This window comes from Streptomyces misionensis (genome assembly GCF_007896895.1).
GTDB lineage: Bacteria > Actinomycetota > Actinomycetes > Streptomycetales > Streptomycetaceae > Streptomyces > Streptomyces misionensis_A.
Map to the genome: position 1 here is coordinate 25,147 of NZ_VOGW01000085.1, position 14,099 is coordinate 39,245.

The 14,099-nt window shown below is 74.5% G+C and carries 8 protein-coding genes; 5 read left to right on the forward strand and 3 right to left on the reverse strand.

Going from position 1 to position 14,099, the window contains the following annotated elements; all coding sequences use genetic code 11:
• Positions 1 to 7: 7 nt before the first annotated feature.
• Positions 8 to 772, reverse strand: a complete 765-nt coding sequence (locus tag FRZ03_RS14695; protein WP_146465598.1) for an acetoacetate decarboxylase — start codon at positions 770 to 772, stop codon at positions 8 to 10.
• Between the two features lie 144 nt (positions 773 to 916).
• Between FRZ03_RS14695 and FRZ03_RS14700 the strand changes: the two genes are divergently transcribed.
• Complete coding sequence (locus tag FRZ03_RS14700) at positions 917 to 1,783, forward strand: 3-hydroxyacyl-CoA dehydrogenase family protein (protein ID WP_146465599.1); 867 nt, start codon at positions 917 to 919, stop codon at positions 1,781 to 1,783.
• Between the two features lie 75 nt (positions 1,784 to 1,858).
• Positions 1,859 to 2,455, forward strand: a complete 597-nt coding sequence (locus FRZ03_RS14705; RefSeq protein ID WP_146465600.1) for a TetR/AcrR family transcriptional regulator — start codon at positions 1,859 to 1,861, stop codon at positions 2,453 to 2,455.
• 19 nt (positions 2,456 to 2,474) lie between these two features.
• Here FRZ03_RS14705 and FRZ03_RS14710 read toward each other — a convergent pair whose 3' ends face one another.
• Together FRZ03_RS14710 and FRZ03_RS14715 are read right to left on the reverse strand one after the other, a co-directional pair.
• A complete protein-coding gene (locus FRZ03_RS14710; RefSeq protein WP_146465601.1) occupies positions 2,475 to 4,058 on the reverse strand; it encodes an alpha/beta hydrolase in 1,584 nt (527 codons plus the stop codon).
• Between the two features lie 127 nt (positions 4,059 to 4,185).
• Positions 4,186 to 7,092: a lysylphosphatidylglycerol synthetase family protein gene (locus FRZ03_RS14715; RefSeq protein ID WP_146465602.1), complete on the reverse strand. Its 2,907-nt coding sequence runs from the start codon at positions 7,090 to 7,092 to the stop codon at positions 4,186 to 4,188.
• Between the two features lie 186 nt (positions 7,093 to 7,278).
• Between FRZ03_RS14715 and FRZ03_RS14720 the strand changes: the two genes are divergently transcribed.
• The 3 genes from FRZ03_RS14720 to FRZ03_RS14730 all read left to right on the forward strand — a co-directional run.
• On the forward strand, positions 7,279 to 7,665 hold the full coding sequence (locus FRZ03_RS14720; protein WP_146465603.1) for an MGMT family protein: 387 nt from the start codon (positions 7,279 to 7,281) through the stop codon (positions 7,663 to 7,665).
• A 210-nt stretch (positions 7,666 to 7,875) separates the two neighbouring features.
• A complete protein-coding gene (locus FRZ03_RS14725) occupies positions 7,876 to 11,271 on the forward strand; it encodes an ATP-dependent helicase (RefSeq protein ID WP_146465604.1) in 3,396 nt (1,131 codons plus the stop codon).
• A gap of 93 nt (positions 11,272 to 11,364) precedes the next feature.
• Positions 11,365 to 14,099, forward strand: a 2,735-nt coding sequence (locus FRZ03_RS14730; RefSeq protein WP_146465605.1) for an ATP-dependent helicase, incomplete at its 3' end; no start/stop codon positions are given.

The following is a 14,099-nucleotide window of genomic DNA, read 5'->3' on the forward strand; positions in this document are numbered from 1 at the left end:
CCCCCGCTCAGGCGCCGTACCGCCCTTCGTACGCACGGCCGGTCAGGTAGTCGTGCACCGGGCCGGCCGGGGACAGGGTGAGGTCGGTGAGGATGTGGCTGGCGGAGACGATCTCCAGGACGGGCAGGTCGGCCAGGGGCGCCATCACATGGGCCAGGAGCTGGAGCCGGGCGGGGCCGGTCCAGGCGGCCTTGACGGTCACATCGGTGATCTCCGTGCGCACCAGGTCGCACACCCGCTGGTCGCCCGCGTACCCGGGGACGATCTTGACGGCGTAGGCGGGCACGGTGATCTGGGCGCGGGCCGCGTCCAGGTCGAGGGGCGCCCACTTGTACGCCATGGTGGCCGTGGCGACCCGCTGGGAGCCGTAGTCCAGCGTGCCGACCAGGGCGCCGTCCTCGGCGAAGAGGGCGGGGCGGCCGGTCGTCTTCGGGTAGGCGCTGAGCTCGCGGCCCGCCGCGGTCGCCGCGAAGTTGTCGAGGTGCATGGCGTGCAGGTACTCGCCGTGCTCCGCCCCGTAGCGGACCGGGATGACCTGGCCGCACTCCAGATAGGGCCCGAACCCCTCCACGTCGCCCATCTTCATCACCTCGAACCGCACCAGCGGCTCGTCGATCTCCAGCGGCTCGGGGACCGCGTCGCGCAGGGCGCCGGGATCGGTGCGGTAGACGACGTTCAGGTACTCCCGGTCCGTGAACCGGGTGGCGCGCGGCGGGTACACCGGCGTCCTCAGCGGCGTACCGGCGTGACGGCGAAGTTCTTCGGCGCGCATGGTGGCTCTCCTTCCGTGGCGGCTGATCCGCCATTTGCATACACCATGTATCGGATACACACTGTATCCGATACATGGTGGTCGCGAACCGGGCCCGCTCCCGGCGGGCCGGCGACACCGCCCCGTGCACGGAAGAAGACAGCCATGCCTTTCACTCTCCCCTCCGACCTCTCCTTTCGCCCGGTGGCCGTCATCGGCGCCGGGACCCTGGGGCGGCGCATCGCGCTGATGTTCGCCACCCGTGGTGACGTGCGGATCTACGACCCCGTACGGCAGGCGGGCGAGGAGGCGGTCGACTTCGTCGCACGGCACCTGCCGGAGACCGCCGAGCGGGTCGGCGGGACGCCCGGCACGGTGACGGCCACCACAGAGGCCGCCGCGGCCGTGGCCGGTGCCTGGCTGGTGGTGGAGGCGGTGCCCGAGCGCCTGGAGCTGAAGCGGGAGATCTTCGCCGAACTGGACCGGACGGCCCCGGCGGACGCGATCCTGGCCAGCAACTCCTCGTCGTACCCGACCGGCCGCTTCGCGGACGCCGTCGCCCGGCCCGAGCGCCTGCTGAACATGCACTTCTACATGCCGCCGCGGCAGTCCGCCGTCGATCTGATGTCGAGCGGCCACACCGACCGCGCGGTGCTTGACCTCCTGCTGAGGGAACTGCCCCGCTACGGCGTCCAGCCGTTCGAGGCCCGCCGGGAGAGCACCGGGTTCATCTTCAACCGCATCTGGGCGGCCATCAAGCGCGAGTCGCTGGCCGTGGTCGCGGAGGGCGTCTCCACCCCGCAGGACGTCGACCGGATGTGGCAGATCAACACCGGCCTGCCGAGCGGGCCGTTCCGGCAGATGGACAAGGTCGGCCTGGACGTCGTCCTGGACATCGAGAACCACTACGCCGAGGAGAACCCCGCCCTCCCGGCCGGCCCGCGCGAACTGCTGCGGCGCTATGTCGAGGCCGGGCATCTCGGGGTGAAGACCGGGCGCGGCTTCTACGACGACTACCGCGCGCGGGACTGAGCACGGCCGGGGGCGGCCGGTCGCATAGCCTGGCTGCGGCCCTCGCCCCCACCGCGCCGCAGAAAGGCTCCGCCGTTGCCGAAGTCACCGACCAAACGCCGCCCGATCACCCGTGCGGCCCTGACCGACAGCGCCCTGGAGCTGTTCCTGGAGAAGGGCTTCCATGCCACGTCGATCAGCGACATCGTCGAGCGCGCCGGCCTGACCCGCGGAGCCTTCTACTCCAACTACCGCGACAAGGAAGAACTCTTCCTCGCCCTCTACGACGCCCACACCGACCGGCTGCTGACCGAGCTGCGCGAGGCGTTCGCCCACCGCGCCGAGGCCGGCACCCACCCCCTCGTCCGGCTGCACGAGCGCATCACCGGCCGCACCCCCGAGGAGCGGCAGTGGTTCATGGCCTCCATGGAGTTCACGCTGCACGCCGCCCGCCACCCCGAGATCGCCCGCGCCCTCGCCGGGCACGAGAACCGGCTGACCCGGGGACTCGCCGAGGTCGTCTCCGGGGCGCTCGCCCAGGAGGGGTACCGCTCCGCCGTCGCCCCGGAGGACCTGGCCCGGCTGCTCGTCGCCGCGTTCGAGGGGCTCACGGCCCGGGAGGTCGTCCACGGCGCCGACGAGCCGGCCCGCCTGCTGCCCCAGCTGCTGGACGCCCTGTCCGAGCCGGCCTGAGCAGCCTCGGGGCGGGGGTTCAGGTGCAGACCCCGCCGCTCCTGGGGACCGTCCCGTTCAGCAGGTAGGCGTTCACCGTGTTCTGGACGCACTCGTTCTTGCTGTCGTACGCGCCGTGCCCCTGGCCCTTGTACGTCAGCTCCACCGCGACGCCCTTGCCGAGGGCCTGCGCCATCCGGCGCGCGCCCGCGTAGGGGGTGGCCGGGTCGCCGGTGTTGCCGACGACGAGGATGGGGGCCGAGCCGGGGGCGCTGACGTCGGGGTGGTGGGCGGCGCCGGGCACGGCCCAGTCGGTGCAGCTGATCATTCCCCAGGCGAGGAAGTCCCCGAACAGGGGGGAGGCGGCGCGGAACCGGGGCAGGGCCCGCTGGACGTCGGCGACGGTGTACCGGGGCTTCTGGTCGGCGCAGCTGATCGCCACGTTCGCCGCGGTGATGTTGCTGTAACCGCCGTTCGGGTTGCGGCCGTTCATCGCGTCGGACAGCACCATCAGGACCCTGCCGTCACCGGCGTACGCCTGCTCCAGGCCCTCGGTGAGGTACTCCCAGAAGTCCTTGGAGTACAGGGACTGCGCGATGCCGTTGGTCGCGGCCGTCTCGGTGAGCCGGCGCGGGGCGATCCCCGGGATCGGCTTCTTGTCGAGGTCGTGCAGGAGTTGGGCGATGCGGTCCTTGACGTCCTGCGGGGTGTCCCCGATCGGGCAGCCCTCGGGCTTGGCGACGCAGTCCTCGGCGAAGTTGTCCAGTGCGAGCTGGAAGCCCTTGGCCTGGCCGAGCGCGCTCTGTTCGGGGGTCTGGGTGGGGTCCACCACGCCGTCGAACACCGCCCTGCCCACGTGCTGGGGGAACAAGTGGGCGTAGACGCCGCCGAGTTCGGTGCCGTAGGAGATGCCGAAGTAGTGCAGCCTGGCGTCGCCCAGGAGACGCCGCATCAGGTCCATGTCGCGGGCCGCGTCGGTGGTGCGCACGTTCGGCAGCAGTTTCCCGGAGTTCGCGTCACAGGCTGCGTTGAACTTCCGGGTGCGCGCGAGCAGCTGGGCGCGCGCGGTGCTGTCGTTCGGTGTCGAGTCCTGCTGGAAGAACGTGTCGAGCTGGGCGTCGTCGAGGCACTTCACCGGCGCGCTGCGGCCGACCCCGCGCGGATCGAAGCTGACCAGGTCGTAACGGGTGCGCAGGGTCGCGTAGTCCTGCGCGAACGCGGGCAGCGCGGTGACGCCGCTGCCGCCGGGGCCGCCGAAGTTGAACACCAGGGAGCCGATCCGCCGGCTCGCCGGGCCGCTGGCCCTGGCCCGGATCAGGGCGATGCCGATGGTCGGGCCCTGGGGTCTGCTCCAGTCCAGCGGCGCCTTCATGGTGGCGCACTCCCAGGTGGCGCCGTTCGGCAGCGGGGAGGGGGCGCTCCCGCCGCCCTCGGCCTCGGACGGGGCCGGGCAGGCCTTCCAGTCCAGCGTCTGGGCCGTGAACCGCGCACTCGTGCCGGTGGCGCGGAGGTCGCCGTCGCCGCATCCGGTCAGCAGGGCGGCCAGCAGCGCGGCGGCCGATGCCAGGGCGGTGGTGCGCGGCCGGCGGGGAACAACGGCACACAGCCGGGAGTCAGGGGCCATGTCCCCATCCTGCGGGCCCGCACGCCGGGCCGCGCGGGGCACGGTCCGTACGAGGTACGAGCCCGGGAGGCATCGCGCCGGCGCGCACCGCCGGCCCCTCACCGGGCTCCGCGCGGGCCCGGGTTCCTTACAAAGCTCCCTTGCGGGTCAGCTGGTTGAAGGCCAGCCAGCCCGGCAGCACCGGCAGCCACAGGGTCAGCAGCCGGAACAGCAGCACAGCCGGGGCCGCGACCTCCTTGGGCAGTCCGAAGGCGATCAGACCGAGGGTGAGGCTGGCCTCGACCGCGCCCACACCGCCGGGGGTGGGCGCCGCGGAGCCGAGCGCGTTGCCCGCGAGGAAGACGACCGCGACGCTGGCGATGCTCAGCGAGGCCGAGCCGTCGCCGAAGGCCCGCACGGAGGCGTCCAGACACATCACGAAGCAGGCGGTCAGCAGCAGCATGCCGCCGATTCCGGTGATCAGCTTCTGCGGCCGCTGGAGCACGTCGAGCATGCGCGGCACGACACCGGCGAACAGCGACCGCACCCGCGTGACGACGAACTTCCGCAGGAACGGCACCGAGGTCACCACCAGCACCAGCACCGCGACGGTCAGCAGACCCGCGATCACGGTGCGGGACGGCGACAGCGACGGGGTCTTCTCGGTGCCGGTCAGATAGCCGAAGGACAGCAGCATCAGGATGTGGCACCCCAGCCCGAACAGCTGCGAGGCGCCGACACTCGCCACCGCGAGCCCCGGGCGCACGCCCGCGCGCTGGAGGAAGCGCGTGTTCAGCGCCACACCGCCGACCGCCGCCGGTGCCACGATCTTCACGAACGACCCGGCGACCTGGGCCGCCACCGTCCGCGGGAACGGCACCCGCTCCGGCACGAAGCCCAGCAGCGCCATCGCCGCCGCCACATAGCTCAGCGCCGAGAACAGCACGGCCGCGACCACCCAGCCCCACTGGGCCTGCGCGAACAGCGTGCCGAACTGGATGTGGGTGAGCTGCGTCAGCAGGAAGTACGCGCCGATCGCACCGGCGATGAAGCTGATCAGCGTGCGCGGCCGCACCCGCTCCAGGCGGGCCGGCTGCACCGGGGCCTGGGGCCTGATCCGCAGCACCTGGTGGCGGATCTGGGTGAGCAGATCCTCCTCGCGGGCCTCCTCTATGGCGTCGTCGATCGCCCGTCGCTCGGCCCGCTGCTCCGCCCGAGCGGCCTTCTTGTCCGGCTTGTCGGCCTCTTCGAGGGTGGTGCCGTTCGCGTCGGCGGCCTCCTGGAGCCGGGCCAGCTTGGCCTGCCGGGACGCCTCCAGGACCGCCTCCCGCTCCCGCTCGGCGCGCTCGCGGCCCAGCCGGCGCAGCGTGGCGCGGGTGGAGCGGGTGAGCGCGATCGGCTGGAGCATCGGCAGGCAGTCGGCCACCGCGTCCGGACCGAGCACCTCGACCGCCGAGGCCACCGCGCGCTCGGCGCCGACCCGCAGGCCGAGCGTCGTCAGCAGCTGGGCCACGTCCATGCGCAGCAGCAGCTCACCGGCCGCGATCTCACCGCCGCGCAGCTCGGTGAGGATCACCTCGCCGGAACGATCCACCAGGATCGCGTCGCCGGCCAGCCTGCGGTGCGCGATGCGTCGCGACTGCAACGCGCGCACCTGCCGCCAGGCGCTGCGCAGCAGCTCGTCGGTGATCTCCTCGTCGGCCAGCGAATCCAGGGTGCGTGCGCCGGTGTGCTCGTAGACCAGCATCACCGCGTCCGGGCCCAGCTCCGAGGTGGCGATCAGCTTCGGCGCGTTGGCGCCCGCCGCGATCGCCGCGTACGCCAGCAGCGCCTCCTGCTCCAGCGCCTGGCGCAGCGACTGGAGGCTGGAGCGGGTGGCGAAGCCGCGCAGGGTCAGATTGCGCCACGCCCGGTAGAAGAAGCCCTGCGCCTGCTGCTCCCGGTCCACGACCGTGACGTCCAGCGGCGGGCCGTCCTCCAGGGTGACGAAGTAGCGCCGGCCGCGGTCGCCGTTCTCGCTCTCCACGGCCTCCTCGCGGACCGCGCCGACCGGGCGGAAACCGACGTGCCGCAGGCCCGCCATCAGGGTCTGGCCGGTGGGGCGGATGTTCGGGGAGCCGACCGCGTACAGGGTGCCGTAGGCGACGGACCAGCCGATGAGCACCGTCAGGACGATGGAGAAGGCGGTCGTGTAGCCGGTGACCAGCATCGAGAACGCGTCCAGCAGCAGCACGATCCACAGCACCGCGCGCCAGCGGGGCCTGCGGGACATGCCGACGGCCGTCATGTAGGCGATGACGGGTGCCAGATAGCCGTGCACCGGGTCGGTCAGCGCGTGGATGTCGCCCGGGGAGGGCTGGGTCAGGGCGTCCTGGATCGAGCCCGGGGCGGCCCGCGCGACCCACAGGTCGGTGGCGAGCGTCACCCCGTGGGCGAGGACCGCGGCGAGGACGCCGTCGGCGATGCGCAGCCCGTCCCGTTTGATCAGCCGCTCGATCGCGAAGGCGACCGGGACCAGCAGGATCGCGATGCTGGAGGCCAGCCCCGCGAACCGGATCAGCAGGTCGGGGGCCTGTCCGGTGCCCTTGTTGATGTCCTGTTCGAGGCCCGAGGTGGTGCCGTGCGCGAACGCGGCGACGGCGAGCAGCACCACGATGGCGAGCAGGCCCACCAGGAGCCGCATCAGGTCGGAGGGCCGGTGCACACGGGCGGGGAGCAGCGGCTCGTCGCCCTCCACGTGGTCCGGGTGTTCCGCGTGCGGCTCGGGACCCGGCCGCGGGTCCTCGGCCTTTCGCGGGTCCTTCGCCTGCGGCTCCTGGTCCGCGGGCGGGGCGTCGTCGCCTCCCGGTCTGCGGTCTGCCGGCGGGTTCTGCGGGATGTGCGCCCCCTCGGTGCGTTCCGCTGCGGTGCGTTCGGTGGCCGCCTGCCGTGGTTCCCGGCGCGCGTCCTTGTCGTCCTCGCCGCCGCCCCCGCCCGCCGTACGGCCGGTCCCTGGGCGCGCGCCGGCGTCAGGGGTGCCCGGCCCGTCCTCGGGGTGCACGCCCTGCTGCTTCATGATCTCTTCTTGGTCTCGTATCACCGGTCACCGCCCGCACGATGGTGGCATGCCCCACCGACACACGCGGGCGTCAGGGTGCGGATGTGCGGTCGCACAGTCTGCCGGAAGCGCCGCCCGGGGGCGAGGGGAACGTCCGGTCCGCTCCGCGCCACGATGTCGGCGGGGTGCGGCAGGATGGGGCGAATGAGCGAGCAGAGCCCCGGTGAGGACATCCTGGACACGCGTCCGCAGGAGCTCCCCGAGTACGCCGAGCGGGTCCTCCAGGTCGCCGAGCTGGTCCCGCCGGGACGGGTCATGACGTACGGCGACGTCGCCGAGTGGCTGGAGGAGGGCGGCCCGCGCCAGGTGGGCCGGGTGATGGCCCTCTACGGCGGCGCCGTCCCGTGGTGGCGGATCGTCCGCGCCGACGGGGTGCTGCTGCCCGGGCACGAGCTGCGCGCGCTCGCGCACTACCGCGCCGAGGGCACACCGCTGAAGGAGGCGGGCAGGAACGCCGAGGGGCACCTGCCGCGACTCGACATGCGGCGGGCCCGGTGGGACGGCGGTACGGGCGACGAGGCTCACACCTGACAGCTTCCGCCATCGGGGGGCCCCGGCGGCAACCCCTGCTCCGTCCGGGTGACACCGGGGACGCCCGTGGCATGCCGTACGTTCGAGAGTCGGCGGTGTCGCGCCGGCGGCCCGTGTGCCCCCCAGCCGGAGGGCACCGCCCCGCGCGTGTGACCGCCCGCCCGCCCGCACCACCAGCAAGCAGTACGACCACCAGGACCGGCCAACCACGTGAGCTCCTCTTCCGTCACCGGACGCCCGCCGCACCCCGAGGCGCGACGGGGGAGCCGTGGCGCCTACCGACTGGTGCGCACCCCGCCGCCGCGACCGGCCTCCCCTGTTCTGGACGCCGCCCAGCGCGCGGTGGTTGACCACCGCGCCGGGCCCCTGCTCGTCCTCGCCGGCCCCGGCACCGGCAAGACCACCACCCTGGTCGAGTCCGTGGCCGCGCGGATCGCCCGGGGCGGCGACCCGGAGCGCATCCTGGTGCTGACGTTCAGCCGCCGCGCCGCCCTCGACCTGCGCGACCGCATGGCCCAGCGCATCGGCGCGGCCCGCGCGCCCCGGGCGACCACCTTTCACTCGTACGGCTACGCCCTGGTCCGCGCCCATCAGGACGGCGAACTGTTCGCCGAGCCGCTGCGCCTGCTGTCCGGCCCCGAGCAGGACGTCGCCGTGCGCGAGCTGCTGGCCGGGCAGCCCGAGCTGGAGCGGCTCGGGCTGACCCATGTGCGCTGGCCGGACGAGCTGCGCGCCTGCCTGACCACCCGCGGTTTCGCCGACGAGGTCCGCGCCGTGCTCGCCCGCAGCCGCGAGCTGGGCCTCGGCCCGGACGCCCTGGACGCCTTCGCCCGCCGCATCGGCCGCCCCGACTGGCGCGCCGCCGCCGCCTTCCTCGCCGAGTACCTGGACGTGCTGGACCTCCAGGGCGTGATCGACTACGCCGAGCTGGTGCACCGCGCGGTGCTGCTGGCCGGCCGCCCGGAGGTGGCCGCGCGCCTGGCCGCGGGGTACGACGCCGTGTACGTCGACGAGTACCAGGACACCGACCCGGCCCAGGTGCGGCTGCTGCGCGCCCTGGCCGGCGGCGGCCGCACCCTGGTCGCGTTCGGCGACCCCGACCAGTCGATCTACACCTTCCGGGGCGCCGACGTGAACGGCATCCTCGACTTCCCGGAGGCCTTCCCCCGCGCCGACGGGCGCCCGGCCCCCGTCCAGGTGCTGCGCACCAACCGCCGCTCGGGCGGCGCCCTGCTGGCCGCCACCCGGCTGATCACCCGGCGCATGCCGCTGCCCCGGCTGCCCGCCGACACGGTGCGCGCCCACCGGGAGCAGGCCGCGGTCCGGGACGGCGGCCGGGTCGAGGTCTACACGTACCCGACCCCGGGCACGGAGCTGGACAACATCGCCGACATCCTGCGCCGCGCCCACCTGGAGGACGGCGTCCCCTGGCGCGACATGGCCGTCCTGGTCCGCGCCGGCGCCCGCTCGCTGCCCACCCTGCGCCGCACCCTCACCGCGGCCGGCGTCCCCCTGGACATCGACGGCGACGACCTCCCCCTGCGCCACGAACCGGCGGTGGCCCCGCTCCTGGCGGCCCTGCGGGCGGTCGCGGTCGCGGAGGCACGCGAGCGGGAGGGGGAGGCGCCGGGCGAGCGGCCGGAAGCGGAACTGGTCAGGGCGGAGGCGCCGGGCGAGCGGCCGGAAGCGGAACAGGCCAGGGGGTTTCCCGCCGGGGTGCGGCGGGAAACCCCCTGGCTGGACACCGAGACCGCGCTCACCCTGCTCGCCTCCCCGCTCGCCGGCATGGACGCCGCCGATCTGCGCCGGCTGGGGCGGGCGCTGCGGGAGGAGGAGCGGGCCGGCGGGAACCCGTTGCCGCCGCCCTCGGACGAGCTGCTCACGCGGGCGCTCGCCGAACCCGAGCGGCTGGCCGTGCACGACCCGGCGTACGCCCGGGGCGCCCAGCGCCTCGGCGCGCTGCTGCGCACGGCCCGCGAGCGCCTCGCGAACGGCGGTACGGCCGAGGAGGCCCTGTGGGACCTGTGGTCCGGCACCCCCTGGCCCGGCCGCCTGGCGCGGGCCGCCCTGCGCGGGGGCGCGGCCGGCCGCAACGCCGACCGGGACCTGGACGCCGTCTGCGCCCTGTTCGCCACCGCCGCCCGCGCCGAGGAGCGCACCGGGGGCCGTGGCGCCCTGAACTTCCTGGCCGAGATCGAGGCCGAGGACATCGCCGCCGACACCCTCACCCGCCGCGCGGTACGCCCCGACGCCGTACGCCTGATGACCGCCCACCGCGCCAAGGGCCTGGAGTGGCCCCTGGTCGTCGTCGCGGGCGTCCAGGAGGGCCTGTGGCCCGACCTCAGGCGCCGCGGATCGCTGCTGGAGGCCGACCGGATCGGCCGGGACGGACTCGCCGAACCGCTCACCCAGGGCGCCCTGCTCGCGGAGGAGCGCCGCCTGTTCTACGCCGCCGCCACCCGCGCCCGCGACCGCCTGGTCGTCACCGCGGTGAAGGCGCCCGCCGAGGACGGCGACCAGCCCTCCCGGTTCCTGACCGAGCTGGGCGTCGAGCCCAAGGACGTCACCGGCCGCCCCCGGCGCCCGCTTTCTGTGGCCGCGCTCGTCGCCGAGCTGCGCGCCACCACCGTCGACCCGCGCGCCTCCGCCGCCCTGCGCGAGGCCGCCGCCCGCCGGCTGGCCCGGCTCGCCGCGCTCACCGACGAGGACGGCCGCCCCCTCGTACCGGCCGCGCACCCCTACCGCTGGTGGGGCATGTTCGAGCCGACCGAGAGCACGGTGCCGCTGCGCCACCGCGACCAGCCCGTGGTGCTGTCCGGCAGCGCCCTCGACCAGCTCGCCCACACCTGTGCCCTGCAATGGTTCCTGGGCCGCGAGGTGAAGGCCGACGCGCCCGCCACCACGGCCCAGGGCTTCGGCAACGTCGTCCACGTCCTCGCCGACGAGGTCGCCTCCGGCCGCACCCCCGCCGACCTCGACGTCCTGATGGAGCGCCTGGACTCGGTGTGGAACGCGCTCGCCTTCGACGCCCCCTGGAAGTCCCGCCAGGAGAAGGACAACGCCCGCGCCGCGCTCGAACGCTTCCTGAACTGGCACGTCCTGGACCGGGCCGGCCGCACCCCCGTCGCCAGCGAACAGGACTTCGACGTCACCCTGGAGGCGGGCGACTACCAGGTCCGCATCCGTGGCCAGATGGACCGCGTCGAGACGGACGCCGAGGGCCGCGCCTACGTGGTCGACTTCAAGACCGGCAAACAGGCCCCCACCGCCCGCGAGGTGGCACGCCACCCCCAGCTCGCCGTCTACCAGCTCGCCGTCCGCGAGGGCGCCGCCGACACCGCCTTCGACGGCACCCGCCCCGAGCCCGGCGGCGCCGAACTGGTGCACCTGCGACAGGGCGCCGCCCAGCGCGACGGCGGCGAGACGCTGCCCAAGGTGCAGAGCCAGGAACCGCTCGCGGGGGAGTGGGTCGGCGAGCTGCTGGCCACCGCCGCCGGGAAGGTCCTGGACGAGCGGTTCTCGCCGAGCGCCGGCCAGCACTGCGCCCACTGCGCCTTCCGCGCCTCGTGCAGCGCCCGCCCCGAGGGGCGGCACGTGGTGGAGTGACGTATCGCACCCACCCTCGTGACCTGCGCTTGTCCGGTCCGGGAAGAGCGGCGCGCACGGCGCTGTCAGTGGCCCCCGCTAGCCTTTTCCGACATGCCCGCCCATCTCACCGATCCCGAGCAGCTCAAGGAGCTCCTCGGCATCCCCTTCACCCCGGAGCAGACGGCCTGCATCACCGCGCCGCCCGCCCCGCAGGTGATCGTGGCCGGAGCCGGGTCGGGCAAGACCACCGTGATGGCGGCCCGGGTGGTCTGGCTGGCCGGCACCGGACAGGTCGCCCCCGAGCAGGTCCTCGGCCTCACCTTCACCAACAAGGCGGCGGGCGAACTGGCCGAACGGGTCCGCAAGGCCCTGGTCAAGGCGGGCGTCACCGACCCGGACGCCATCGACCCGGACAACCCCCCGGGCGAGCCGGTGATCTCCACGTACCACTCGTTCGCCGGCCGCCTCCTCACCGACCACGGCCTGCGCATCGGCCTGGAGCCCGCCTCCCGCCTCCTCGCCGACGCCACCCGCTACCAGCTCGCCGCCCGCGTGCTGCGCGAGGCCCCCGGCCCCTACCCGGCGCTCACCCGCTCCTTCGCCGACCTCGTCAGCGATCTGCTCGCCCTCGACTCCGAACTCGCCGAACACCTCGTGGAACCCGGCCGGCTGCGTGCCTGGGACACGGAGCTGCTGGCCACCCTCGAAGGCGCCAGGCTCAGCAACGCCGAGCTGCGCAAGGTCCCCGAGGCCGCCGCCGCCCGCCGCGAACTCACCGACCTGGTCCAGCGCTACCGGACCGCCAAACGCGAACGCGACCTGCTCGACTTCGGCGACCAGATCGCCCTCTCCGCCCGCCTCGCCGGCCTGCCCGAGGTGGGCCGCCTGCTGCGCGAGGAGTTCCGGGTGGTCCTCCTGGACGAGTACCAGGACACCTCCGTCGCCCAGCGCGTCCTGCTCGCGGGCCTGTTCGGCGGCGGCACCGGCCACCCGGTCACCGCCGTCGGCGACCCCTGCCAGGCCATCTACGGCTGGCGCGGCGCCTCCGTCGCCAACCTGGACGACTTCCCCGAGCACTTCCGCCACGCCGACGGCCGCCCCGCCACCCGCCAGGCGCTCAGCGAGAACCGCCGCAGCGGCGGCCGCCTCCTCGACCTCGCCAACGGCCTCGCCGCCCCGCTGCGCGCCATGCACGCGGGCGTCGAGGCCCTCCGCCCCGCCCCCGGCGCCGAACTCGACGGCCGGGTCCGCTGCGCTCTGCTGCCCACCCACGCCGAGGAGCTGGACTGGCTCGGCGACTCCATCGCGCACCTCGTGCACACCGGCACCGCCCCCGGCGAGATCGCCGTGCTGTGCCGTACGGCGGGCGACTTCGCCGCGATCCAGGGCGCGCTCGTCGCGCGGGACGTCCCCGTCGAGGTGGTCGGCCTGTCCGGGCTGCTGCACCTGCCCGAGGTCGCCGACCTGGTCGCCGTCTGCGAGGTCCTCCAGGACCCCGGCGCCAACGCCGCCCTGGTACGGCTGCTCACCGGGCCCCGCTGGCGCATCGGCCCCCGCGACCTCGCTCTGCTCGGCCGCCGCGCCCGCCTGCTGGTCGCCCACGCCCGCGCGGATGACGCCGACGACCCGGACCGCCGGCTGGCCGCCGCGGTGGAGGGCACCGACCCGGCCGAGGTGATATCGCTCGCCGACGCCCTGGACACCTTCCTGGACACGTCCGGCGACGACGAGGACGAGCTGCCGTTCTCCCCGGACGCCCGGGTGCGCTTCGCCCGCCTCGCCGCCGAACTGCGCGAGCTGCGCCGCGCGCTGTCCGACCCGCTGATGGACGTCCTGCACCGCGTCCTCGCCGTCACCGGCCTGGAGGTGGAGCTGTCGGCGTCCCCGCACGCGCTGGCCGCCCGCCGTCGCGAGACCCTCGCCAACTTCCTCGACGTCGCCGCCTCCTTCGCCGCGGACGACGGCGAGGCCACCCTGCTCGCCTTCCTCGGCTTCCTGCGCACCGCCGCCCAGTACGAGAAGGGCCTCGACAACGCCCTGCCCGGCGGCGAGAACACCGTCAAGGTGCTCACCGCCCACAAGTCCAAGGGCCTGGAGTGGGACGTCGTGGCCGTGCCCGGCCTCGTCACCGGCACCTTCCCCAGCACCCAGGGCCGCGACAAGTGGACCGCCCAGGCCAAGGTGCTGCCGCACGCCCTGCGCGGCGACGCCGACACCCTGCCCGACGTCGACGGCTGGGACGCGCGCGGCATGAAGGCCTTCCACGAGGCCATGAAGGACCACCAGCACACCGAGGAACTCCGCCTCGGCTACGTCACCTTCACCCGCCCCCGCTCCCTGCTGCTCGGTTCCGGCCACTGGTGGGGCCCCAGCCAGAAGAGGAAACGCGGCCCCTCCGGCTTCCTCCAGGCGCTCCACGACCACTGCGCCGCCGGGTACGGCGAGATCGAGGCCTGGGCGGACGAACCCGGCGACGACGAGGAGAACCCGGCCCTGCGGGCGCCGGACACCGAGCAGGCCTGGCCGCTGCCCCTGGACCCGGAGGCCCTCGCCCGCCGCCGGGCGGCCGCCGAGACCGTCCTCGCCCACCTGGCGGCCCGGAACCCCGGCCATCCCGTCGTTCCCGACGCCTCCGGTGACCCGCACTGGCCGGCCCCGCCGGAGGAACCGCCGTACGACGAGGAGCCGCCGTACGACGAGCCGCCCCGCGAGGACGAGCCGCCCCGCGAGGACGAGCCGCCCCGCGAGGACGAACCGCCCCACGAGGACGAGCCTCCGTACGACGACGATCCCTACGACGGGGGGCCCTACGACGGCGATCCGTACGACGACGAGCCGTACGGCCC

What these genes read in the sequence shown, in the direction of transcription:
- FRZ03_RS14695 (WP_146465598.1), bottom strand. Translation starts at nt 772, where the DNA reads ATGCGCGCCGAAGAACTTCGCCGTCACGCCGGTACGCCGCTGAGGACG.
- FRZ03_RS14700 (WP_146465599.1), top strand. Translation starts at nt 917, where the DNA reads ATGCCTTTCACTCTCCCCTCCGACCTCTCCTTTCGCCCGGTGGCCGTC.
- FRZ03_RS14710 (WP_146465601.1), bottom strand. Translation starts at nt 4,058, where the DNA reads ATGGCCCCTGACTCCCGGCTGTGTGCCGTTGTTCCCCGCCGGCCGCGC.
- FRZ03_RS14715 (WP_146465602.1), bottom strand. Translation starts at nt 7,092, where the DNA reads ATGAAGCAGCAGGGCGTGCACCCCGAGGACGGGCCGGGCACCCCTGAC.
- FRZ03_RS14720 (WP_146465603.1), top strand. Translation starts at nt 7,279, where the DNA reads ATGAGCGAGCAGAGCCCCGGTGAGGACATCCTGGACACGCGTCCGCAG.